Origin of the sequence: Undibacterium hunanense, from assembly GCF_014284335.1 — a bacterium.
GTDB lineage: Bacteria > Pseudomonadota > Gammaproteobacteria > Burkholderiales > Burkholderiaceae_D > Undibacterium > Undibacterium hunanense.
The window spans coordinates 67,579-91,673 of record NZ_JACOGF010000013.1 but is presented as its reverse complement, the minus strand read 5'-3'; the positions used below and the strand labels follow the sequence as shown (position 1 = coordinate 91,673).

The following is a 24,095-nucleotide window of genomic DNA, read 5'->3' as shown; positions in this document are numbered from 1 at the left end:
TTGCGGAAGTTTGCACGGGAAATCGGCACAAGCCTTGCACATTCGCGCTTCGCTCCATTAATTTGCCATAAAAGCAATTTTTATACTCAATACTTATGAAATAATCTCTGGCATTCGGCAATTAATTATATCTAAATACCATGTGCTTCATGACGATCTTAAGTACTACGTCAGATAATGACTTGTCACTAGCTAACAGCGAACTCGTTCAATTTGTAAAAAACCTCCCCGGCATCCCTGAAGAAAAGTACCTACAGTTTAAGAATAAATGGTTCCTTGCCTCAAAAGCGGGCTGTAGTTGCGACTTTCGGCACTTACTTGCTGAAAGTGTAGAACTTGGTTTTGGCGAACCTGAGGAATGGTTTCATGAAGAAAAAGATAGCATTGAAGCCACACGCCAGATTTCAGCACAAATAAGGTCATTATTACAACAAAATGGAGCAGTAGATTGCGTTGATACGTGGGCACATGGTCAGGTAGATGCCGCTGAGCTCGTAGGTGACCTAAAGGTAAATTTCGCTGAAATCAAAGATAGTGCATTTCGTTTTTTCGAAAACCATCGCTTCTGTTTTACACTGCCCTGAACTACTGACGCGCATAACTGACTGTCAGCATTTCCCATTGATGCCCGTCCGGCTCGTTCCAGTAAATCATGCTGCCGCCATAGTCCGTATTGATTTGCCCGTCCATGGGGCCACGGACAGAACTCCGGTAGGCGATACCTGCTGCCTGTATGCGCCCCAATATCGCGTCAAAGTCTTGCTGGCTGACGCGAAAGCAAAAATGATAGATGGGGAAATCTTCTTCGGTATCCATAAAATCCAGGGTCAGGCCATCACTGACAAACACCGGAGCAAACGGCCCCAGAGAAGTCGGCGCCCATGGCACACCCAGCAATTCCGCCAGCAATTTGGCAGACACCAGTTTATTCCGTGTAGGGACTATTACATGATCAAGCTCTATGGACATGAGAATCCTCCCTGACAAGCTGAAGATGAAAGCACAGGGCAATCATTTCATTTTACTCATTTAATAGCACAGGTAGCGCCACCAATAGCAGTGGCGCATCCAATACCGCCGCCAGCGTAAGCTTAAGCGAGGGCCAATAGCCTATATACAGTAGCAACTATTCGTTTTCATACGGCGATTTACGAGCATCCCGCCGGAAGCGGTCATCTCTAACCGATAATGCGCAACGCCCTTTATCCGCCGCCGACAAAGTTATCGCATCCTGCTCAAAGCGCAGACTGCGCGAGCAACCGGCGTCTTCAAAATGCAGCTCACCATTGGGGTTTACTTTGCCAGCCGTTTGCAAGAGCACATTACCGGCAGAATTAGGGCAAATATACAACAAGACCTCTACCCCATCTGCGGGATAACTGGGTGTCACGTCGAGATAGGTGCCATTGCCAGGGCAAGTCCCAGCCACATAGCGCCCCATGTATTTCAAATGCGGATGCCGCAAAAATGCCAGCCGGCGCTCGTAATCCATCTTCAGGCAAGTCACATCAGACTTGCATTCGGCATCACGGGTCTTTAGCCATTCGCGTTGCTCTGCCCGCAAAAAATCTTTCCAGTTTCCATCAGGCCACAACGCCTGCGCAGTCTTGAATGCCTGTCCCACTTCGGCATCCAGACTGGAGATAGCCGGGGCGGCACAGATCGCCTTTTCAGTCGACGTTCTGGCTTTGGTGCAATCAAAGCTGGCCGCCCAGACGGATGAAATGCTCACGGTGCCTAGCTGCACCAACAGAATCATGCAAAAAACAAGGCTGATGCGAAATTGGCTGAATTGGCGAAAAATCATGAAATGTCTCACAAAACACAAGCCGGAAAACTGCCAGCTTATTCAAAAATACGGCAATTACAAGTAAGAAGCGGATCAAATTCCGACATGCACCCGCGTGACAACAGGCCTCAGCCCGCTGCCTGCATATGACGCTCGACAGAAAACACTTGCTGCTCACATCAATAAACCAGCAGGCTTATGTGTACCGATCATTGTTACCCATGGGCAAATAATTAACGAAAAATATCTTTTTTTACACAAAATATGTATTTCACATGGACTTTCTCATTGCTCAATGTGTAAAATACATTTGAATTGCAAATTACACAATCCACCTTACCAGCCTCATCATTGCCTGCAATAAGAAAAATGAAGGAATTTGAGCGCCTCACTTGCTCAAGACGATAAACACTCAGTGCGCATCAGTTTTTTGACATGTCGTTATCAACGGTGGCTCACGTTCGCCGTATTCAGTTTTTTAACGAACTCCGACCACTAACGTGGCCTTCACGAGGATATTAAAAATGAATATCGTAAATCTTAAAATTGGTCAGCGTCTGTATTTAGGCTTTTTTGCAGTTATTTTCCTGCTGGTCATTGTTGTCGTCATCGCGATTTCACGCCTTAGCTTGCTGAACACTGAAATTGATCTGACCGTCAACGACCGCTATCAGAAAATTTACCTCCTGAATGAAGCGATAAAAAGTGTGAATCTGCAGGCACGCAACCTGCGCAACATACTGCTCATGAGTGACGATGCCGATATAAAAAAAGAGATCGATAGCGTCCACAAGTCGACACAGGAAATTACTGCTGAAATCGACAAATTATCAACTTCCATAAAAAACCCTCAGGCCAAAGAATTACTCAGACTGGCCATAGAGCAGCGGGCACAATACGCACCCGGCCGGGAAAAAATGATACAGCTGGTCACTGAAGGAAAAAAAGACGAGGCCAAAGAATTACTCTTCAAAGAGGTGCGCCCGAAACAGCTTGCCTACCTGAATGCGATGGAAACACTGATCAGATTCCAGGAAGAGCTAATGGCAGAATCTGCCAAAGAAACCAAGGCAACCGCAGAATCCGCCAATCAATTGATATTGGCAGTCGGTATTCTGGCAACCCTGCTCAGCATGGCCATTGCCTGGTCAATTACGCGCCGCATTGTCACACCGATTAATGAAGCCGTACACATCGCAAAAACCGTCGCCGATGGCGATTTGACCAGCGCCATCGATATCACAGGCAAGGATGAAATCGGCTCATTGTTCCGCGCCCTGGAACACATGAATGAGAATTTGATCGGCATCGTCAGCCAGGTTCGTGGTGGGACAGAATTGATTGCCACTGCATCGACACAAATCGCCACCGGCAATCAGGACCTGTCTGCCCGCACAGAACAACAGGCCAGTGCACTGGAAGAAACAGCTTCTTCAATGGAAGAACTGACCAGTACCGTCAAACAGAATTCTGACAATGCACGCGAGGCAAACCAGTTGGCACAAAACGCATCAGACGTCGCCATCAAAGGCGGCAAGGTCGTATCGCGCGTGGTAGAAACCATGTCATCAATTACCGAATCATCCAAAAAAGTCGTTGATATCATCAGCGTCATTGATGGCATCGCCTTTCAGACCAATATCCTGGCATTGAATGCAGCCGTGGAAGCTGCTCGCGCTGGCGAACAGGGACGCGGCTTTGCGGTCGTCGCATCTGAAGTCCGCAATCTGGCACAACGATCAGCAACCGCAGCAAAAGAAATCAAGATCCTGATTGACACTTCGGTAGAAAAAGTCGGTATCGGCAGCCAACTTGTGGATGAAGCCGGCCTGACGATGGATGAAGTGGTTTCCAGCGTCAGAAAAGTGACTGACATCATGGCCCAGATCAGCTCGGCCAGTGCTGAACAAACCGCGGGTATAGAACAGATCAACCAGGCCATCGTCGAAATGGACAGCGCTACACAACAAAATTCAGCCCTGGTAGAACAGGTTGCCGCAGCAGCAGAATCCATGCAGGGTCAGGCAAAAAAACAATCCGATGTTGTCAGCGTTTTCAAGACAGGGGTATCCGATCAAGCAGACCAAAGCACCTTATTCAACATCGCATCACGCGCCAAAGCCGCCACACAAGTATTCCGCGCACAACCCCGCACCTTGCAGGTTACGGCTGCGATGAAGGATGTTTAGGACTCGCACGCGTCACTATTCAAGAAATGCGTTCTAGTTATATCGAAAATTTGTACTGCGTTGCGTAGATATCCCAGTAAAAGCAATACCCCATGAAAGCAAGCATCAGACATTTGATGCTTGCTTTTATTTTTGACTTTCCAACCTGTGACGAATCGTAATTTCCTTGAAGTTGGCATATGAAATATAAAACATACTTTTTAATCAGCCAATATTAAAATGCCGTATCACATTATCTTTGCTTGCAATTCCGCCCACCACATCAGGCTGGGCGTCATTACATATGAAAAGGGGAACATATGAGTTTTAATAAACGACAACTGGCAGGGGTATTTACGGCTACACTTTTGAGTCTCGCAGGCTGCTCCGCACATAGCCCGATGATCATGAAGAATACAATCAACTCGTCCCCTGCGAGCACCCAATTGCCGCCAACGTATGAACGCGTATTTATTACTGCGCAGGCACTTCCACCACATGTCGAATACGATGTGGTATCCCAAATAGAAGTAGGCAATATCTGGTATGGATCACCAACCAATTCATTCAACGCCATGGCATTACGTGCACGTGAACTGGGTGCCAACGTCATCATTCAAGCGAAAACCTGGTATCAACCATCCGGGTTTTCCTGGGCCGCACCACACGGTTCAGGCCTTGCCGTTCGCGTCAAAGATATTAAAAGTATTGAATCAGCAAAGCTTGCGGGAAATTGGTATTAGTCCGTGCAATTGCGCATAACCATGCGTATTCGAATGCATGGCTGAAAAAATCAACTACTCCCTTGAAGATCAATATCGTGTCGTGCCAGACAAACTCTGTTTGAACAATTTGCTGCGTGTCAGGCATGATTTTGAGATGTTCATTGAAATTTCGACGCTCAAGGTGCGTGCTATTACACGAGGTTATTTGCACCTGCACGAGTATCAACCAGAGATAGCGGCACACCAAATTGAAGTATATTCCTTGCGCCTTAGTTGAATTATTATGGCTTTTAAATATTCTATTCATTTTAAATTCAAATACGTTTACGTTTTTTTTGCAAGCATATTAATCGCCAGCTTTTTATACTCTATATGCTCGAGTGAATACATAAGCTGTTCCAAGGATGGAGAAATCGAAACTTTATCCGATTTTTGTGTCGCCAAAATTCGCAAACAAGCTGAAGGCGGCGATATCTGCGTATTCTCATAAAAGTAGCCATGATTTCTTACCGCAAAGTGACCAGCGATTCTTATTTCAAAGTAGCCACCAATTGGCATCATAAAACAGCCGCTAATTCTCATTTCTAAATAGCCACCGATTCTCATGCAACGTAGCCACCTCGAAGGGTTATACGCCGAATCTTGGTCATTCTGTTAAATTACCTACTCGTTCTGATCTTTCCCACTCTCCATATTCTTTCTGCCGATGCCACGTGGTTAATACCCAAACCCTCTCGAAACTACCGCCTAGGTCGTTTGCCATTTTCTGCACAACCGCTGGCTGAAGATATGTGCAGCATGCCGTTGGTGATGGCCAACCTTTGGGGTGACTTGGTTTCCAGTTCCATCGCCACCATTTCCATGTTCCGACATTCTGCCCACCTGATCGTAGAATGGCTTTATCTTGCTGGCCGACCAGCTCCAGCGCAGGGATACTATTTGTTGATAAAGGCATATAGGATAATCTACATAGAAATTCCGTTTGCAGGTATCCTACTTCCTGACCTATAAGCGGCGTAATCAAAGGAGCGAACCCCAAAGGTCGAGTGACATCGCGTGAAATTTTTCTAGATATGAACGAGCGATTATTAGTTTGCAATGGAAAGACCTTACCTAGCAGGTTACGATAAAAGTTAATTACCTTACCTGGTTTTATATTGTCCGCGAGCTTTATAAATGAGAAAACTTCTAATTCGGCATGGAATTGAGGTTCATTAATCACCGACAAAGAACAATGCATGAGTTTCGCCTGCTCTGCTTCTTCGATTCGTTGCACAACAGCACTTGCAAGTGCCATTGCATTTGAAGCCAATGTCGCAGATTGATTATGGACATCCTGAGCCCAATCTGGAAATGCCTGTGGCACTAACATTAAGAAGGCAGGTTCTGCGGGAAATGTAGCTTGTGCATAAAAATAAGATTCTTCATCAGGCATATTCCACACATCTTTAGCGCAAGCCAGAGTACGAAGATAAGCTGATCTAGCCAGATGTCCCTGGAGCGCGACAAATTGACCTACATCTTCACGTCCTGAGTCTAGAAAATAGGCCAGATATCCATCAGCTTGATGCTCATCGATTCTTATTCCCATTTTTTCTGATAATAATTTGTATTCATACGCCCATTGACGAATGAACGGCAGCCCCGAAATTTCTTGCAACTCTTCTAATTTATCAGTGAAGCTTAAGGGAATCACAAATCCAGCGCGTAATACGCTTTCCTGTTCAGTAAGACCCAGTAATTCTGGCACCAAACCTGAATGGCATTCTTTCCAATTCGTTCTATAAATCGGCTTGTTTGTGGCAATTGACAGTAAAAGATTACTTGCAAGCGAAGGATATTTGATTGCCTTCTGCATGCGTGTAGCAAGCGCTGGCTTGGGTTTAGTAATTAGTAATGGGCATAATGCTTCTAGACATTCTGACTCAAGCCTCCTACTACCGGCCCAATCAATAAGCGCGTCCGAATAGATTTCTTCAGTTTGTTTATTTCGTAGCGCTACAGCGATGGATTGTATTGTTACTAATTTTGCCATCGGAATTGGCAGGCCCAGTCGGGCGACTCCAAGTTCTGCAATTTGCTTTGGATTCATATAACAACTCCTTGCAACCATAAGGGTTGTTTAAGTGGCTGCATTTCGAATTCCTCGAGAGTAATTTCTATCAAGGTTTGCAGAACACTCACCGCACGCGCAATTTCTCCGACCTGCAGTAATAAACTCACTAAAGCAACGTCTGGAATGTCCAGATCTGACCTATACCAATTGGGAGTTGCTACCGCAGAGTTGACTACAAATTCTGACCAACGTGCTCGGTAATGCTTGGCAACCAGTGCGATACGCTCTAACGTTTGGGGATTTCCATAGTATTGCGGCGACCACCCTCGTTTGTATCGATGAGCCTCTACAAGCCATCGAAAAGCTTTTTTTGCACCTTGAAGCTTCAAACTCAGTGGGAAAACCAAGTCGAACAAGTCTGCGCCACGTTCCTTCAGTAAATTCTGATTGAATGCTTTTTCAAGTTCACTAAGCAAATTTCCTTTATCCCCATTTTCTGCCCAATAAACAAACCACTCGTTAATGCATTTCCTTTCATGCGTATATTGTTTTGTAGCGTCAACGGCAAGCAAAAATTTTTGCAATTTATTTGGAGGATATTCGTGTACCAATGGCATCATCGATATGTCAGCGACAACATCTTGGTTGCGGTGAGAATATGCTTGTTCTTTCGAATTTGGGGATATGAGAGTTTTCCAAGGGATAAGTAAAGCGCCAACTTGAACTTCAGGGTTTGATTGCACAGAACTTTGCGTTTGTGAATCCCACAAAAATGCAGCCGAAACTTGAGCGACGGGGTCTGCTAAATTACTTTTCTTGGCGAACACTGCGAACGTGTTTTCAGCACTATACCACTCACATCGGTCTAACCAAAATCTGTAATAGCGAACGTAAGCTTCAGGCATCAATTTCAGCAATAAAGGCGCTAAGTCTGACTTGCTAGCATCCGAACTCTCCGTCATTTCATCGATATTGGTGTAGATAGCGGCAAGCTTATTGATCGCGCCGACTGCTGCACTAACATCATAATTTGACACTTCATCTACCGCTTCTAGTAATCGAGCAACCTGGTGATCCTTGCGCCATCCATACCCGATTCCGCATCGATAGGTGGACGCTAACAGCCTATTCGCAATATCAGTGAGACCATAAGCAACTGCCCAGTTACATAAGCTCGACAGATCACTACATTTTTCATTAAGCCGGCGTACTTCTGAGTGAATCGCACGCTCCTCAGCTTCTATGTCCGACGCTACTACGTCTTCAGGTAGAAGTTGAAATCCACGTGCCAGAATTAACTCCCTCCAATCTACATCTGCGAAGAATACCGATTCCTTGCTTTTCGCCCATTCATTGGCCGATACGTGCTCGATGTCAAAGAGTGATCGAGAAAGGAAGAAAATATCTGCTGAGATCAATACCAGAGTTTTCTTAACTGTTCGGAGATCAGACCAGCTATGGTGATCATTAGCAGATGGGTGTTCGGTCCGAATTTGTTGATAAACCAACGAGAACTCTGGTACCTCGCCGCGTAAGAATTTGGCTCCGCAGATATGCGCTGCTTTTGCCAATTGCCCCAACACTCTGCCAAGCCACTTTCTTTGCGTGAGAATACCAAGCCCTTGCTGGCTGGGCGCACCATTCAGTTGCAATACACGAGCCACTAATGCGAAGAAAGTGAAGTGGAGGTAGTTCGAAAACTGATCTTCCTCATAATGTCCATATTCAGTGTTAAGTGCTTCATGAACAGGCAAGCATGGCGGTAATTGCTGATTGGAGATGCCTTGATGCAAGTATCGCCAACATATAGAAAGTGGATGTTTTTTGAAGTATTTAAATTCGTTCCACTCGTGTAGTTTTGCCCCTGACCAAGCAGAAGTCCGAATAGCTTCAATTTCCAGAATTCGCCGCAATCGAATAGGCATAGGTATCGGAGCTAATTCTATGAATGGCCTGATACTATTTCCGGCGCCAGCACCACTCAGAAAACGGGAGAATATCTTTGGCGCAGAGTTTCGAGTCCGAAGCCACTTAACTACATTCTTTGACTCATATTGCCCTGTTCCCGCCGCTACCTCCAAGTAATTCTCTAAAAAGCCCTCAAAATCGCTCGTCTCAAGCGTTGTTGAATGGATCATGTCATTGATTCTTTGGCGCATCCTCCCTTGAACTTCTTTGGCACGAGCTGTTTGACTCATAGAAAGATACAGCATGGCCAGTTGGTACAGGTCAGAAATACTTGACTGGCCGATCTCAGATGCAAGCAGGAGCGCTGGATAGTTGTCCTTTGTCAAGCGCAGCGCACATTCTCTTAGCTGACTGGAATTATCCACCTGGTAGTCTAATCCATAGTTAAGTCGGTTCTTCAATGCTCGCTTCCGAATGGCCTGCTCGTAATTCCCATTAAGGAAGGCTGCTTCCTCTGCCGTTGTCAAGATACGATAGATTTGCCATGAGGGGTAGGCCTGTACTAATGCCTCGACAACCCAAGATCGGGTTGTTCCTCGAATGAGCTCTTCATTGTTTCCAATTCTCGACTGGTAGAGCCATAGCCATGCCCACTTAAGATATGGTGGGGCACTAGTTTCCAGCCAAGAAAGCACGTTTGGCAAAAGTTCCTGAACACGTTGATTATGTTTAGGCTGAGCTGAAATAAATACGTAAAGACTTCCATGAAAAGCGACCAGCCCAGCGTCGACTATGGCCATCAGATGACCGATTTCTGTTTCCAAGTTGGAATTTGTTAAATTGAGGCAGCTTTCAAGTGCTCCTGACGGCCAGATAAATCCATCTTCGGCCATAAGATGCAACGCATCCTTCGCCTCCCAAGAAAGACGTTGCCACAGTGAGTTGTAATAGGCTCTGACGTCCCCCTTAGGTTCGAGAGCGTCATCGTCAAATAATGCAAGATTCAGTTCCTGCCCATCAGGTACCAACTTCATGAATGCATATGTCAAAACAAGAGGGTGTCCTTCACTAACACGCTCAAATTCAGATGAGAGTCGCTGTAACAATTGCTGCGCGTCCTCGTCTTCACTAATCTTAAATAACCCGGCATCGTATTGAGATAATAGCCAAGCATTTATAGAGCGTAAGTGCATGCGTGGCAACTCTACCCAATGATTAGATTCCAGGTAATGATTCAGGCGTTTCGGCAGCTGTGTCTTATCGACTCGTTGGGATCCTAAAATCAATGTGGTATTCGTCGGAAGTGGTAATAACTGTGCAAATAGTGATTCAAGCGGCGCAATCTCCTGATCATTTTCACGCCAGACATGATCCAATCCATCGATAATCACAAAAAACCGCTTGCCCTGTGACGCATATGCTGCACCACACGCAGAAATCCAGGCGCGCAAGTTTTCTGCACAGTCAGAGAGGGGAGCGACGATATCCCCATTGTTTGTCTGCATCTGTGTGATCAGAGAGTGGGCAACATTTTTAAGGCTAAGTCGCTCTGACGAGTCTTGTAAATTCAGAAAATAGTGGTGGCGGATAAACGGAAGTTCTTGCTCTTCCAAACGCTTGCATACGTAGCTAAGGAATGTGCTTTTCCCCTGACCTGGCGATCCCCATAACACACGCAAATCCCAAGCACGTTCTTCAGCCTGTTTTAGAAAATCATCTGCAAACTCAGGATTTGGCGGCAAGTAGCCATCTGGAATTCTGAATTCTTGGTTCAGTGGGCGAGGTTGCTGTTCCGATATTGTGCTTCGTAGAATCTCCAGCGTGATTCGCCCATCCGGCGAAGGGGCATTCTTATATACACTCCAGTAATTGGCACGTCGACAAAGTGCCAGCCAGCCCAAATGGTCAGTGTGGCGTCCTTCCATTGCAGTACTTACGTTCCTATCTAAGGATTCATAGTCTGCATAACTATGGGAAAATTCAAATCTCTCAAAGAATTGGACTGCCTTCAGGTTGCCACCCACGTGTACTTCTACTTGTTCACGCAGCTGTAAAGGAAGAGAGTCGATGTCCACTCTTCCATTGAGTAAATGTGCGTTGAAAATGGCGTCTGGGCGCCTGTTGGTGATTAGTCTTAAATCAGCCGTATTTTCCAAGCCCACATTAAATGCGGCACTTGACCACTTTTCAAGTAATGACTTGCCCTTCTTCCCGGACCTCTCAGTAAGCCAATCCCATGAAAGCGCGTAGTCCATCTCCAATGGAGATACGGTAAATTTTACTTGAATGAGCTCGTATAGCTGATCAGATCTTTTGGCGACGATATCATCAAGTCCGCGTGCAGCAGACAGATCATCTGCTTCGAATTGCACCCATTCATATTTTCCTGGGTTATCTAGCCACTCACACAGGAGACGAATGCCGACGAGTGTCTGATACATGTAGCCACTAGCTGGTATAGCGCTTCTTTTAATTCTTCTATTCACTGCGCTTCCTGTATTCGTGCAGCACCTTACAAATCAACGCGTCGTTGATTTGTGGACCCCAGCGGTGCAATTTAGAATGGATCCACAAAATATGAGTTTAAAAAATCCTGATAAAAACTTTAAATACGCGTACAACGCTCCGCATCTGATGCCTTTTCTAATGTTCTAGATTGATTCTTGTGTATGATAATAGGCAGATTGGCATGCGGGAGGCAGAAGCAGTCATGAACGATTACAAGCGCATCCGGCTAGCAAATGCCGGGTACCGCAAATTGCGATCGGCTGACACTGCCAAATTTCATTCACAGCATAAATCATGGTTGAAGCAAAAACTGGCCGAACCTTTCGCCGGGAAAACGGTGGTCGTAACCCACATGGCACCGTCGATGAAGTCCGTCTCGGAGGGCTACGCCAGTGACATGGTATCGGCTGCCTACGCGTCGAATCTGGATGAGATCGCCTCACAAGCGGATGTTTGGATTCATGGGCATGAGTCATTTGATTATGAAATTGGAGAGCGCCGTGTTGTGTACAATCCGTGCGGTTATAAGTGGTGAAGTTCACGTTATTTAAGAAAAGCACCAAATTATTTAAGAATCTCGTTATTTAAGAAAATAGTTGTCCATTAATTACAAATTATTATATTTTCGTTGCGCCGTCTAGTTTTCGATGAACATAGGACAGAATTCCAAACACATCGATTGCATCCTGTTCTGGCATTACCCAAGTAGTTTTAGGCGCATGTGCCACAGGGTTTCGTATCGCACCAAAAATACCGACCAACATGTTTGCAATTCCCTTCTGCTCGCTCAGCTCAGTGTCAGACTTAAGCGAGTTAATGGCTAAGATTGGGGTTTTCACCGAAAAAACAGTGTTCACGAGTTCAGCACCATCTGAGCCAAGCCCTGACATGACTCGTAACCGTTCCGCAATACCCTTCACAGCTTCAAGCACTGCATGAAAGTAGTTTTCTTCGAGTAACTCTGCTTTGCAATACTTGAGCACTTCGGTGTGAAGGCCCCTGCTTTCAAGCAGGGAATATAAACGACCAGCGCGAGCACGAGCACCATCTACGGTTGATTCTCGAGTCGTACGTGCAACTAGGCCATCATCTCGTACTCTATAGCCTGAGAATGCAAGAGCAACGTTAAGACCATCCTGACGCCAGCGAAATAGCTCCGGTGCCGAAACATATTTGGCTGGGGCCATAGCTTTGTTGATGAACTGAATCAAGAAATTGCCTGCTTGGACTTGGTTCTGTTTGCCTACCATTGCGTTGTACAGACGCTTCCACTTGGTAATTGTCGGATCGGTGTCAGTCACGCCAATTTCCAGGAGCAGATGTGCGATCTCGCTTCCGGTGAGGCCGTTCGTCGTGTCGGCGAGAACTTTGCACACAGCTTCAAGCTCAGCTGAAGCAAAACAGGGGAGATATGCCATGGTTCGTCTTTTTGATTGTGCCTATATAATCAGCACCACTATTTTTGCAGGTTTAGGCATTTTGAGTATTCCACTTGAATAACCTTAAACATATTTCGAACAAAGTATTCCAATTTCTAAACTGGTGAACTTTCAGTTGCAACTTTCGAGGTACCACGATGCGGAACAATCACTTTCTCGTTAACTAAACCATTGGCTACGTTCAGGACTCTGTTAGCAAAAGCTATTGTGCTTGGACGATGTGCTACCACAATCCGTGTCAAACTTAGGTCAGCAAGTGCGTTATTGACCCCAGCTTCGTTTTCTGCATCTAAATGACTCGTAGCTTCATCAAGTACTAGTACTCTTGGGCGCTTACACAAAGCACGAGCAAGCAGCAATCGCTGCTTTTGACCGCCAGAGAGCCCTGAACCAAGGTCACCGACAAGCGTATGGTATCCCATTGGCATTCGTTGAATTGCGTCGTGTATATGAGCGATCTGAGCGCAGCTTTGAACAAATTCGGTAGAGACTTCATTGTCAAAAAATGTTATGTTTTCTTGGATGGTACCAGTAAGAAGTACATCTTCTTGCATTACCGTGCCAATCATTCCGCGAACATTTTTTATTCCTAGTGTCTCAATCCTTACCCCTCCGTACAACACCTCACCTTCTATCGGTGTCAGCAAACCTAAGATAATTTTTACTAATGTTGTCTTACCTTCGCCACTTGGGCCCGTCAACGCAACGCTTTCACCTTCTCGGATGCAGCAGTTCACATTTCGCAGTACCCAAGCCTCGCCGCAGTCGTAGCGAAAACTGATATTACGCAATTCAATCATTGCCGGCAAATGGGTGAGGTCTGCCTTCTCGATCATTGGTTCAGGTGCGGTCAACACAATGTCTGCCAAACGCTCAGAATGCATGCGTATCATCTTGAAGTCGACCAAAAACTTTAAAATACTATTCGTGCGTTGCAAAAACTGCATTTTGTAACTGAGGAAAACGATGAGCATACCGATGGTGAAGTAACTTGAGGGTTCACCAGAAAGTGCCAACCGCGCACCCGCCCAAATTACAATGATATTTTCCAACGCCCCAATATATGCAACTACCGAACCTAGAGCTATGTCAACCTTGCCTTTGCGCAGATCTAGCTGCTGAACCCCTCTCATCAAACCTTGCCAATTTTGTCGACGCTGCATCTCGTTGTTAAAAAGCTTCAGCGGCAGCATAGCTCGAACGGTTTCAAGAAAATAAGTACTTTCCTTGGCCGCAATCACGAGGCGCTCCTTAGACATTCGCTCTAGATTGTTGTAAACAACGAGTCGAGCCAACCCTTGTGCAAGGAGTGCTGAGATAGAGATGAACGATAGCATCGGCGAATAAAATAACATTACTACTAATGAAGCAAGTGCCATTACACCATCAAGTATTGCCTCTAGAACGCTAACGGTGAGCGCTTGTTGAATTGCGCCAATTGAACCAAAACGTGAAACGATATCACCAAGGCGACGGCGCTCGAAAAACTCCATCGGTAATTTGATTAGATGAGCAAAGATATTTGTTGCCCACTGCAATGCGAGATCCTGTGTCAGAATTAAGATCGTCCATGAGCGAAGATAGGCCAACATAGCTTGCAATGATAGGATTAAGCCAAATCCGATCGCGAAAACTGTTAGTAGGTCGAAATCTGCTGAGGACACTACATTATCGATAACAAATTGCATGTACAACGGACCTAGCAGACTACATAGCTCCAGGGCGAGAGCTATAATTCCAATACCCATCAGGGAGCGCAGAAGGCCCTGCGTTTGAGCAAAGTATTGCGATATTCGAAGCTGTATCCGAGGCGTTTCCGGCATGAAGGAAGTTGCTTTGGAAAACTCGACAACAACTCCAGTGAAGTGAGGTGAAACTTCTTCTGGCAAGAGTCGCCTGACACCTGTTGCTGGATCGTAAATTTCAAAACGACCTCTTGAAAAAGACCGCATAACAACGAAATGATCAAAATCCCAATGTAGTATGCATGGCTTGTTGATAGCCTTCAGTGCGTCAAGTCCCATACGCATTGGAGCAGCAATTAGTCCAATTGTATCGGCAGCTGCCACTAGACGCCTAAGGCTCATGCCGCGCGGACTGGCGCCCACCCGATTGCGTAATTGCACAACGTCAAGTCCGTTGCCATGCCAATTAGCGATCATAGTTAGGCAAGCTAGACCACATTCAGCAGCCTCAGACTGGAAAACAATCTTCATGGATATAGTCTTGTACCGAAATATTTCTAAATGTATGCAAAATTGCTAAAATTATTCAGTGATCTAGATCAGGTACAAACAATCCAGTAGGTACTGATGGCGTTTGCAAGCAAGTCAGATCTAATGAAATACCTTCCTTGCCACTGAAATGTAGATTAAGGCCTTTTGAACACTGATCGAATGCATAAGTCATCGCCAACTGAGCATTTTCACGCATAGAATGTCCTCCAAGATGGGTTAGTGTCACTGATTGCCGAATTTTATGGCATGAATTCAGTGCTTCAACTTGATAGATTTGATTGTCGTATGCGACGCTTGTCGCTCCCTTACAATCATCGGTAACCCTGTCAATAACCAGTTTATCTAGCAGCACCGCAGCAACGTTTGACGATATTGGCTCCTTGGGATTAATCTGATGAATACGAAATGTTTGCTGACCATTTGCAAGCGCTTCGCTCCAAGGTAGCTTTGATTCGATCAACTCGTTAAGATAAGATTGGGGGCTAGCGATGTCACGGGTAGCTAATTGAGCTTTGCGTTTTTCTACGACATGAAGCAAATCCGAGACCGAATACTTGCGTTGCGCCTTGGTTTGGATAAATAGGTCGGCCCATAAATCTAATGGGCCGATATCAAGGCTTTTCTCTCCACTCATTGCTGCAGCAAGATAGAAAATAGCCGCACCGCACTTGTAATGTGTGCGACCACCACTGACGAGCTTGTTGGCGAGAGTTTCACCTTTTACTGTACTACAGCCAACTAGACTATCCATGCGTTGATATCTGTATCGATCAGCATTGGTAATTCCTAATCGGTACAATGCATCTTGTGCAACGGCGTCTGCTCCACCCTCGTAGAGCCAAATTGGATCTTTGTTCTGAGCACGCCAAAGTTCTGCATTCCAAAGGTGGAATAGTTCATGTGCAACAAAGCTGGCTAGTTGATAAGACTGCTCAGTATTTTCGTACTCCCAGCCTTTCCCCATCAAATTCAGGCGCACCATTCCAGGATTGGTGTCACCACGAAAACCTAAATTACCTATAGAAGCAACAGGATTATACGAAGCAACAATCCACGGCTTTTGCTTTGGGTGATTGCCAAACTTTTGTGTGTACAAGTCCATTAGTGCAGCCACTTGTTTGTTCAATGATTGAGCAATCCAAATCGGAAGTGAATTATCCAATGTGATTATGTATTCGCTGCTAGTGTTCGTATTTGCTTGGCCAGTAACAATATATGTGGCAGCGTCGTTGGCATGCCAAATCGTCGTTCCCTTGCTCACTGCATTTCCTAGCACCACGCCTGGATTAGCAAGGTTTACTGAACCTCCACCTTTGGGAAGTAAATATTCTGAATAGACCTGAGCGGCATTTCCATCACCAAATAGGATAACTGGCGTATAGACGCGATCAATCAAACCATCCCGTTCAAATGCATTCAACTGAACAATAATTCTCTTCGTTGTCTTCGGTAGCAGTATTTCCGTTCCATCAGAGTTCAAATGAGCTCCCTCTAATGGGACCCAAGATTTCAAACGAACTTCACCATTACCGGAAAACCGCAGTACGCTCACTGCTTGTGATAACTCAAAACGTGCCTCGACATTTTTTTGACCTGGCTTAAATACTAAAGTTATTTTTGCAGATTGAGCGACCGCTAAGGATGAAAAGGCATAAAAAAAAATTAAAACTGACACAAATCTCAACACTCTTAAAACGCCAATCTCTCCCATATCTATATGCGTCATGCTATACGTTCCTCACCTAAAAGGCGTCTATTAATTTCTGCTCGAGAGTAACCATTCGCAATGAGATATTTCGTTACGTGTGTGTAGTACTTTTTCAATCCATCGCAAAAAATACTAGGGTTATCAAAGCCATTTAATTTTGAATAGCGATTTTCAAGATCACCCCCTCCGCATACACGATTCCAACAGCACGATTTACAGTCATTCGGTAGCGTCGCACGAAAGTTCGCTATGTCCGTAAATACGGGTTGTTCCAAATATTTTTTTAGGCTAGTCTGTTCTACATGTGGCGTTTTTTGTGACTGCCGCCAATCTAACGCAACCATGTAGGAGTCATCGATTGACAACTCTCCATCACTTTGGATCACAATGATTTGCGTGCCTCGAGCTTGCCCCCCCCAATCGGTAGGGATAGAAGCTTCATTGATGTGTTGAAAGAAACTTAAGAAACGATCAATTTGACGCACTTTTGCCTTTGCCCCACTCTCAAGCCAGGCGTCAAATATCTGGCAAAGTATGTCGCCATAGTTTTCGGCTGGAGTGTTCATTGGCAAACCTGTATCGTGCTGGACATCAGGAAGTAGAAATGAGATTTGCTCAACTCCCAAATCTTCGTGGAGGTGCGTGAAGATTTTATGATAATCGAAAGTTGCATTTATGACTGAGATTGTGCCTGGTGCTGTAAGAGCTTTTTCCCCTTGAGCTGCCGCTTGAACTTTGCGCAAACCAGCTACAACTTCGGAATACGAACCCTTGCCATTGTTGGCAATGCGAAATTTATCGTTTTCTGGCTCGGCACCATCAATACTGATACCAATATTGACGTCATATGCCTGGAATTTGGCTATCCATTCGTCATTGATAAGTACGCCATTCGTTTGAACTTGAAAAGCTAGTTGGACGTGGCTTAATGCAACCTTAAAAATATCGCAAAAGGCCTGAAATCGCTCTGGTTTCAGTAATAGTGGTTCGCCACCATGAAAAGCAATAAGGACACGCGATATACCTAATTCACGTACCCCATTCGCGAGAAATGCGGCGACTACTTCTGCTGTAGACTCTTTCATCACTGGCGGTTTTTTTGCGTAAGTATCATCTCCAGAATAAAAATAATAGCAATAGGTGCATGCTAGATTACATCGTTCAGATACTTTTAGAATTACCTGTAATGTGTCAAATGGCATATATTTTTTCGATGGTGAGATAATAAATAAATCAATTAGGTACCGCCGATAAATTTAACCAGTGCACTGGAATTGCAGTCAGTTAAACGTCTCAGCGGTCCCTAATGGTGAAAAACCGCTTTGTCTCCTAGAATAAACCCACACCTGAAAATCCGAAGCGTTGGAATATTTTGGACGTCAAGTGCAGATCTAAGAGCTTAGGGAGTACCTGTGACTGGTGATGGTGCAGGAGTCGCCATAGTGTAATTGCCGCCTCCAGTTTGCGAATGACTACCGCTGCCGGATTGGGTGTAGCTACCACTGGTCTGGGTATAGTTACCTCCCTGATTATACCCATCCCCACCGACCACATCATCCCACTCCGCAGGAGTCAATAAGCGCTTAACCACCTCACTATTGTTTGAGCGTGTTAAGTCTTCATTACCCAAAGCAGCGTCTAGTTGATCAAATTTGTTCATTTCTAAAAACTCCAATTATGTAACTTACCCTGAGTCACGCCGGGTACATCGCGTTATTCAATAAAAGACGCAATTCATTCGAACTAAACGTCTCTATCAAATTCAAAAAAATGTTCGCGCACGCAGAAATGGATCGAAAATCCATTCCCAAATGTATCGCTCATCTTGGCGAACCTCAGCTTCGAAGGTCATACCAGCTCTTAAAGTGAGATCTTTTCGGTATCGATTTGTAGATTTACCGGACAGTTGTACAACTATTTTGTAATAGTTCTCCGCATCTGCTCCTCGCTGTGCAGCTTGGCGCTGATACATCATCGGAATATCTTGGACGGCAACAGCCACTGGACTGACGCTTTCCACTTCTCCCACGTCAACACCATATTTTTCATATGGAAAGGCCTGATATTTAATCGTAACGGGTTGTTTAGGTTGAATAAACCCAATGCCACGACTTGGCGCAAATAGAGTTGCGACTAAGTTGATCTTTCCCGACTCACTTACATCGCCAGCAGGAATGATCGTGGCTAAGATCTGATTTACTTGAACTGCTTCGCCAATATTGCGATGCAGTAGCGTTAGAGTTCCCGCAACAGGGGCCGTGATCGTCAAGCCACTGCGCATCGCTGCTTCCACGCTTGCTTGATCATTTGCAGCAAGTGAACGTTTCAAATTTTCGATGTCAGGCCCCAACTGAGCTTTTAGACCATCAAGCTCTGAGCGGGCTGCTTGGATGTCCAAGTCAATCATCGCAAGTACGCGCTCTGAATTTTCTATCCGCGATTTTGCCTCAAGGTTCTCTAACTCCTTTTGCTGGACAGTAGCTTTGGGTATCAACCCGCTTCGACCAAGTTCGAGGCTGCGCTGCCACTCAGCGTCAGTCACCAACAAACGCTGACGCGATAAAACGAGGTCTTGCGCAGAATTCGCACGTTGAAGCAGCAGCCCATTGATACGAGCACTGAGTGCCAATCCTCGCTGTTTGCTTTGTTGTTCGCGCAGACTGATTTCACGCTTTAAGGTGAGCTTTTGCTCTTCGATGGAACTCAATACGCGTTTTGCAGTTGAATCACTGCCAATGTATTTGTCAGTACCGATCTCGAAGATCGGTTGACCTTGCATTACAACTTGTCCATCGACTCCACCAACAGACTGAATGGAACCTTGAGTGCTGCTGGAAATTGTTACCAGACCCGACCTTGGTTCAAGGTGGCCACTGATTAGCATCTTCCGCGGAATGCGTGCCGTGAGACAAAACGTCAACAATAACGCAGTTATCGATATGGCAATAAAAGGGATGCTAGGGTGCATAGCACCTTCGGTAATTTTCGCGGGATTGTTCCAATTTGTTTGTTTGGACTCAAGGGCTTCCCGTCTAAAAAGCACGGCGAGACTCTTTTAAACTGATTACCAAAACGGAGTAGCGTTTAATCATTTTATGCCTCGACGGGAAATAGCATTTAGAACAATAATACTCCAAAGAACTATTTCCAATAAGAAATATTTTCAATTACTACACACCTTCAACTAACACTCGATCAATTTGAATGTTTTCATCAATTTGCATGCGCACATTCCTCTTTATACGGCACTAGAATCAGCGCCCTTATTTAAAAAGGTCTATTTTGAATATATTTTTCGCACAATTTCAGTGAATTCAATGAGGAAAAATTATAATAATACTAAGCATATTGTTGATTATTTCAAAAGATAGCTATTTTGTCTATTTATTTCTTAAATTATAATAATTGATACGTTTATCAACAAATGAAATCGATGATGCCATGGCTTATGTATGCCACCTGGTGACTCAAAGTTCCTGGACAAATGTCGTGATATTAGGAAGGTCGACGAAATAGAAGTTGTAATGGTGGCCGGAATTTTTGACCAGAATCACCTGCCACTAAATTGGTAGGCTCCAATGCACGCATAGATGCAAAAGAAACGTCTGAGGGCAGCAAATGGCAGTAGTTTGGCAAAAGCTCTTTATTACTGCCTAAGTTGCTTACCTGCGCACATGCTTTGGGCCAGCAGCGCCCGCCTACTTGTGACAAAAAAGTATCGAAAATTCGAGTTATCTGATTGCAATTAGCGGTCAGAACTTGTGGCTAAGTGAGCTGCGGCCATTCAACGCTTACTCGATATTGCTAAAGCCATTGGGTCAGAATTGGACTGAGTAGGAACCTATTCCTTCTAGGTCGTTTTTTTACAGCCCCGCCGTTGACATTAATTCAGCTATAGAAATGTCGAGTGCATTAGCAATTCTGGATATATGAAGAAGGCCGGAATTCTGCTGTCCGCGTTCAATCGACCCCATGTAAGAGCGGTCAATCTCACATTTCAGAGCCAATTCCTCTTGGGAAATACCATTTTCTTTTCGGATATGCCGCACGGCTGCGCCGAACGCGATCAGCACTTTATCTTGGGCATGAGGTGAATTAATTGGCATTAGCCAATTTTCACGATATGATGGCAATCAAACCACGGGCAATCTTCCCCATATTAACTAAAAGGATATTGGCAATGAAATTCAGCAGTGACTGCATGCTAAGGTATGCACTCGTCCTTTTTCCTTCCAGCGTCGTCGCCCTCACCGGATGTGTTACAGCCCCAACCGCTGCACAGCAAGCTACGGAACCTCAAACTACCCAGGCATCCGGCCCGACATTTGCTGAAAGATTGAACGCCTCAATCAATGCCGTCGGTAATGCCATCGTTGCGCCCGTTCAAACCGGGAACACCAAGGCTGGGAGCACATCCACCGATGGACGCCTTCACCTTCGAGATATCGCCATAAAAGACATCATTTCTACAAGTGGCTCCAACGAATGGCCGAGAGTGGCTGTGACCGTCAACAAACTACCCAAATGGTTTTACGCGATTCCACCAAGTGGCGTGCCTGGTCGCTATTCAGCAATTGATTGCATCGCCGTTTCACTCACCGTATGGAGTGATCCCAAAAGCGCAGTCAATTACGACAATATCGCCGTGTGCGGTGACGACATCGTGCGGAATACACCATTCAAGGATATTGGCCTGATGTGGAAAAGCTTTGGCATCGTCAGCAGCGCGCAGCACACCGGCGCACAACGTACTCGCGGACCACTACCGCCACAGCATCTGTTCCCTAACAAGCCCGGTTACGACCTGTTCTTCAATCCCAATGGCAGTTATTACATAGGCAGCATCATGATGACACTGGGATACAACTGGAATGAAGCGCAGGATTACCGATTCTGGTTCGTGAATGTACCCACCCAGGCGGATGTGAGCAGACAATAGTCGAACTTTGCCTCACCTGGAGGTTAGATCAACAGCCAGTTTTTCCCAATTTCGTACCTTTTTCTAATATGAAACGCCCCACTCAAAGCGATTTGAACTCTGCCGCTGCCACGAACACGCTGACGAACTTGTTCGGAGGCGTATTCTTTTTGACTGCCGCCGCCATGGCCTTTGGTTTGATAGTCGGAGGCGACTCGCGCTGGGACCAAAAATTAACAGCCTATGTCGTGATAGGTGGCTTCATTGCTTGGTTGACGTATCTGGTACGAAGCGGGGATCGCAGAAGGAAATCCGCTGTTGAAGCCGCCAATAAAGCCTATGGAAGCAATTTCCGACTGGACAAGGCATTCGGTTTCTCCAGTGGCACCGACCTGGTCATGTTTGACACGGAAGCCAAAAAAATCATGTTCAATAAGTTTCACGGCAAATGTGTATGGGTCTTTGATTTCGCACAAGTCAGTAAATGGAGCATCCTTTGGAAGGAAGAGACCAAAGTACAAGGGAATGCCGTCGTAACAAAAACCAATAATTACCAGATCAAATTCTTTTTGGACGACTTGCAAACACCTTCCGTCACGATGGGCGTCGGGAAACATTCAGCAGAAGACTGGAGTCATAAAATTGGTCTGATCCTGTCCGGCCAAAAATTACCGGACTAAAAATAACAAAACAATCAGCCTATGAAGGAAATCAGCTTGGAAACCAATGCATCTTCTGAACAGTACTTCCCTACAGAAGCCTTGCCACGACCATTGACCGGTGCACAAGAACTATCAGGCCAGGATACACTTGATCAAGCAGTGATGGACGAGCCGGCCGCCGATGAGGAATTACCACTTGTCATGAAACAGCATTTTGAAAGGTACATAGACTTGCTAATACGTGATGAACGCAATTTGTTGCGTTCGGCTTTGGCCAGCGTCAAGAAAGATGGTCTGGAAGACCTGAGACTACGGATGATCGAACGGGCTGAGTTCTTCAAGCGCACTGTAAGACTTGGTCAATTGTTGGGATTGATCAGCATCAAGGACGCCAGAGTGCAAAATGAGCGGTTCGCCCATGAACTTCACAACCTGCAGGAACGCTTTGAGTGGTACAGCCAAATATTGACATCGCCAGATTCAATAGACTTTAGCACCAAACGCAAGATGCGATTGAAATTCGCGTTCTCCGACTTGATGAATTAATGGAAGGACAGGGTCTACTAGACTTGCATTAAAGACGACCATCATCGCTTTCCTGAAAAGCCGCCAGATTCGCCCTGGCATCATAGAGAGCATGATGTTGAGGCAATGCATGCTTCTTATAAAACTCGTATTTCACGACTTCATTGATGTTACTGGCAATCAGGCACGGGCGACACCAAACCGGAACGTGATAATCGATAGCGTCAATAAATAAATCCCAATCGGTCTGGTAGTCAAAGCAAATTTCTATATCCGAGTTCACCAGGCGAACAGTAGATAGCCAGGCAAGGAGCTGCTGGCATAAGCTATCTTTGGACATCACTGCGTCAGGTATCCTGCCTAACAGTGGAATGACTGCCTCGCGGACAAAAGCGGAGCAACTCGCGTCTGGAAACGGCACCTCGGCATAGAATTCCTCGCCTGCAGAACTCACCAAGCCTATGCTGACAAGGTGCAGGTCGAAGGAGTCCGTGAATTCTGTGTCGATGAATATGCGTTTCATAGGTAGTTAATGAACAGAAGCGAAATTTATTTGCAAACATCCGAGTTCAGCACTTAAAGGTGAACTTATTCCCATCCGTTATACAAACAGGATTTTAATTATTGAAAGTGACCATGCGTATTTTGCCTTTATCAGATCTTCATCACGAACTGTGGCGTGAGGCAGCTCCCACCATTGATCCTACCATCTGTCACCCGGATGTGGTGGTGCTGGCCGGAGATATTGATACCGGTGCGAAAGCAGTGGAATGGGCTGCACAAACATTTTCTGGCATACCTGTGCTCTATGTTCATGGTAATCATGAATCGTATGGCAAACATTTGGACCACGTGCAGGAAGATATTGAGGCTGCATGCATAGCGTCTGGCAATGTGCATTTCTTGAACTGCAATGAACTCGTTCTCGATAATGTGAGGTTTCTCGGTGCAACGTTGTGGACGGATTTCCGATTATTTGGTGATGATGACAGACAGATTGCCATGCGCGAGGCAGAAGCTGTAATGGTCGACTACAAACGCATCCGTTTGGCTCGCGTAGGTTATCGCAAACTCAGGTCTGCAGATACAGCAAAGTTTCATTCCGAACATAAATTATGGCTCAAGCAAAAATTGGCGGAGCCTTTCGCCGGGAAAACGGTGGTTGTTACGCATATGGCACCGTCGATGAAATCCGTCCCGGAGCGCTACGCGCAAGACATGGTGTTTGCTGCCTATGCCTCGAATCTGGATGAGATTGCTTCGCAGGCCGATCTGTGGATACATGGCCACATGCATGAGTCGTTTGATTATGAGATCGGTCAGTGCCGTGTCGTGTGCAATCCCTGCGGGTATAAGACCAGGGCGGGCACACCTGAGAACGCTCATTTCGACCCAAATCTGATTATTGAACTTCCAGAATAGTTTTCCAAGCAAAGACAATTTCGATATTTG

General features: G+C 45.6%; 22 protein-coding genes. 9 read left to right on the top strand and 13 right to left on the bottom strand.

The features are described from left to right. Positions 1-149 precede the first annotated feature (149 nt). Positions 150-584: a hypothetical protein gene (locus H8L32_RS21635; protein WP_186949346.1), complete on the top strand. Its 435-nt coding sequence runs from the start codon at positions 150-152 to the stop codon at positions 582-584. A gap of 1 nt (position 585) precedes the next feature. Here H8L32_RS21635 and H8L32_RS21630 read toward each other — a convergent pair whose 3' ends face one another. Next, positions 586-969 carry a VOC family protein gene (locus H8L32_RS21630; RefSeq protein WP_186949345.1) on the bottom strand — a complete coding sequence of 128 codons (384 nt, stop codon included), beginning with the start codon at positions 967-969 and terminating at the stop codon, positions 586-588. A 157-nt stretch (positions 970-1,126) separates the two neighbouring features. Continuing rightward, positions 1,127-1,732: a lysozyme inhibitor LprI family protein gene (locus tag H8L32_RS21625; RefSeq protein WP_186949344.1), complete on the bottom strand. Its 606-nt coding sequence runs from the start codon at positions 1,730-1,732 to the stop codon at positions 1,127-1,129. A gap of 581 nt (positions 1,733-2,313) precedes the next feature. On the opposite strand from H8L32_RS21625, the gene H8L32_RS28215 reads away from it, so the two are divergent. The 3 genes from H8L32_RS28215 (at position 2,314) to H8L32_RS21610 (ending at position 4,959) form a co-directional block, all read left to right on the top strand. Then, the gene (locus H8L32_RS28215) at positions 2,314-3,978 is read left to right on the top strand and encodes a methyl-accepting chemotaxis protein (RefSeq protein WP_329605215.1); all 1,665 of its coding nucleotides are present in this window, start codon (positions 2,314-2,316) and stop codon (positions 3,976-3,978) included. A gap of 299 nt (positions 3,979-4,277) precedes the next feature. Further along, positions 4,278-4,700, top strand: a complete 423-nt coding sequence (locus H8L32_RS21615; RefSeq protein ID WP_186949343.1) for a hypothetical protein — start codon at positions 4,278-4,280, stop codon at positions 4,698-4,700. 37 nt (positions 4,701-4,737) lie between these two features. Continuing rightward, on the top strand, positions 4,738-4,959 hold the full coding sequence (locus tag H8L32_RS21610; protein WP_186949342.1) for a hypothetical protein: 222 nt from the start codon (positions 4,738-4,740) through the stop codon (positions 4,957-4,959). Positions 4,960-5,006: 47 nt separating this feature from the next. On the opposite strand, the gene H8L32_RS21605 is transcribed toward H8L32_RS21610, so the two are convergent. The 3 genes from H8L32_RS21605 to H8L32_RS21595 are packed head-to-tail and all read right to left on the bottom strand — an operon-like array spanning position 5,007 to position 11,132. Beyond that, complete coding sequence (locus H8L32_RS21605) at positions 5,007-5,288, bottom strand: hypothetical protein (RefSeq protein WP_186949341.1); 282 nt, start codon at positions 5,286-5,288, stop codon at positions 5,007-5,009. A 40-nt stretch (positions 5,289-5,328) separates the two neighbouring features. Then, complete coding sequence (locus tag H8L32_RS21600; protein ID WP_186949340.1) at positions 5,329-6,774, bottom strand: hypothetical protein; 1,446 nt, start codon at positions 6,772-6,774, stop codon at positions 5,329-5,331. After that, positions 6,771-11,132 (bottom strand): P-loop domain-containing protein, encoded by a 4,362-nt coding sequence (locus H8L32_RS21595; RefSeq protein WP_186949339.1) that lies wholly within the window; start codon positions 11,130-11,132, stop codon positions 6,771-6,773. Before H8L32_RS21595 ends, H8L32_RS21600 begins: the two co-directional genes overlap by 4 nt. Positions 11,133-11,356: 224 nt before the next feature. Here H8L32_RS21595 and H8L32_RS21590 point away from each other — a divergent pair, with 224 nt between their 5' ends. After that, positions 11,357-11,689, top strand: a complete 333-nt coding sequence (locus H8L32_RS21590) for a metallophosphoesterase family protein (protein WP_186949338.1) — start codon at positions 11,357-11,359, stop codon at positions 11,687-11,689. 82 nt (positions 11,690-11,771) lie between these two features. Here the strand turns inward: H8L32_RS21590 and H8L32_RS21585 are convergent, their stop codons facing one another. The 7 genes from H8L32_RS21585 to H8L32_RS21555 all read right to left on the bottom strand — a co-directional run bounded on the left by H8L32_RS21585 (position 11,772) and on the right by H8L32_RS21555 (position 20,644). After that, positions 11,772-12,572, bottom strand: coding sequence for a TIGR02391 family protein (locus tag H8L32_RS21585; RefSeq protein ID WP_186949337.1), 801 nt, complete (start codon positions 12,570-12,572; stop codon positions 11,772-11,774). A gap of 116 nt (positions 12,573-12,688) precedes the next feature. Next, positions 12,689-14,809 (bottom strand): peptidase domain-containing ABC transporter, encoded by a 2,121-nt coding sequence (locus H8L32_RS21580; protein ID WP_186949336.1) that lies wholly within the window; start codon positions 14,807-14,809, stop codon positions 12,689-12,691. Between the two features lie 55 nt (positions 14,810-14,864). Continuing rightward, complete coding sequence (locus H8L32_RS21575) at positions 14,865-16,556, bottom strand: hypothetical protein (protein ID WP_186949335.1); 1,692 nt, start codon at positions 16,554-16,556, stop codon at positions 14,865-14,867. Further along, the gene (locus H8L32_RS21570; protein ID WP_186949334.1) at positions 16,553-17,740 is read right to left on the bottom strand and encodes a radical SAM protein; all 1,188 of its coding nucleotides are present in this window, start codon (positions 17,738-17,740) and stop codon (positions 16,553-16,555) included. Before H8L32_RS21570 ends, H8L32_RS21575 begins: the two co-directional genes overlap by 4 nt. A 197-nt stretch (positions 17,741-17,937) precedes the next feature. Next, positions 17,938-18,198: a hypothetical protein gene (locus tag H8L32_RS21565; RefSeq protein WP_186949333.1), complete on the bottom strand. Its 261-nt coding sequence runs from the start codon at positions 18,196-18,198 to the stop codon at positions 17,938-17,940. A gap of 102 nt (positions 18,199-18,300) precedes the next feature. Then, on the bottom strand, positions 18,301-19,317 hold the full coding sequence (locus tag H8L32_RS21560; protein WP_222619450.1) for an HlyD family efflux transporter periplasmic adaptor subunit: 1,017 nt from the start codon (positions 19,315-19,317) through the stop codon (positions 18,301-18,303). 1,084 nt (positions 19,318-20,401) lie between these two features. Continuing rightward, the gene (locus H8L32_RS21555) at positions 20,402-20,644 is read right to left on the bottom strand and encodes a helix-turn-helix domain-containing protein (RefSeq protein ID WP_186949331.1); all 243 of its coding nucleotides are present in this window, start codon (positions 20,642-20,644) and stop codon (positions 20,402-20,404) included. A 74-nt stretch (positions 20,645-20,718) separates the two neighbouring features. Between H8L32_RS21555 and H8L32_RS21550 the strand changes: the two genes are divergently transcribed. The 3 genes from H8L32_RS21550 (at position 20,719) to H8L32_RS21540 (ending at position 22,664) form a co-directional block, all read left to right on the top strand. Continuing rightward, complete coding sequence (locus tag H8L32_RS21550) at positions 20,719-21,477, top strand: hypothetical protein (RefSeq protein ID WP_186949330.1); 759 nt, start codon at positions 20,719-20,721, stop codon at positions 21,475-21,477. 68 nt (positions 21,478-21,545) lie between these two features. After that, positions 21,546-22,136, top strand: a complete 591-nt coding sequence (locus H8L32_RS21545) for a hypothetical protein (protein WP_186949329.1) — start codon at positions 21,546-21,548, stop codon at positions 22,134-22,136. Positions 22,137-22,172: 36 nt separating this feature from the next. Continuing rightward, complete coding sequence (locus tag H8L32_RS21540; RefSeq protein WP_186949328.1) at positions 22,173-22,664, top strand: hypothetical protein; 492 nt, start codon at positions 22,173-22,175, stop codon at positions 22,662-22,664. A 28-nt stretch (positions 22,665-22,692) separates the two neighbouring features. Here the strand turns inward: H8L32_RS21540 and H8L32_RS21535 are convergent, their stop codons facing one another. Beyond that, entirely contained in the window at positions 22,693-23,166 is a 474-nt protein-coding gene (locus tag H8L32_RS21535; RefSeq protein WP_186949327.1) for a 3'-5' exonuclease family protein, read from the bottom strand. Between the two features lie 113 nt (positions 23,167-23,279). On the opposite strand from H8L32_RS21535, the gene H8L32_RS21530 reads away from it, so the two are divergent. After that, positions 23,280-24,065, top strand: coding sequence for a metallophosphoesterase (locus tag H8L32_RS21530; protein WP_186949326.1), 786 nt, complete (start codon positions 23,280-23,282; stop codon positions 24,063-24,065). The last annotated feature ends 30 nt before the right edge of the window (positions 24,066-24,095 follow it).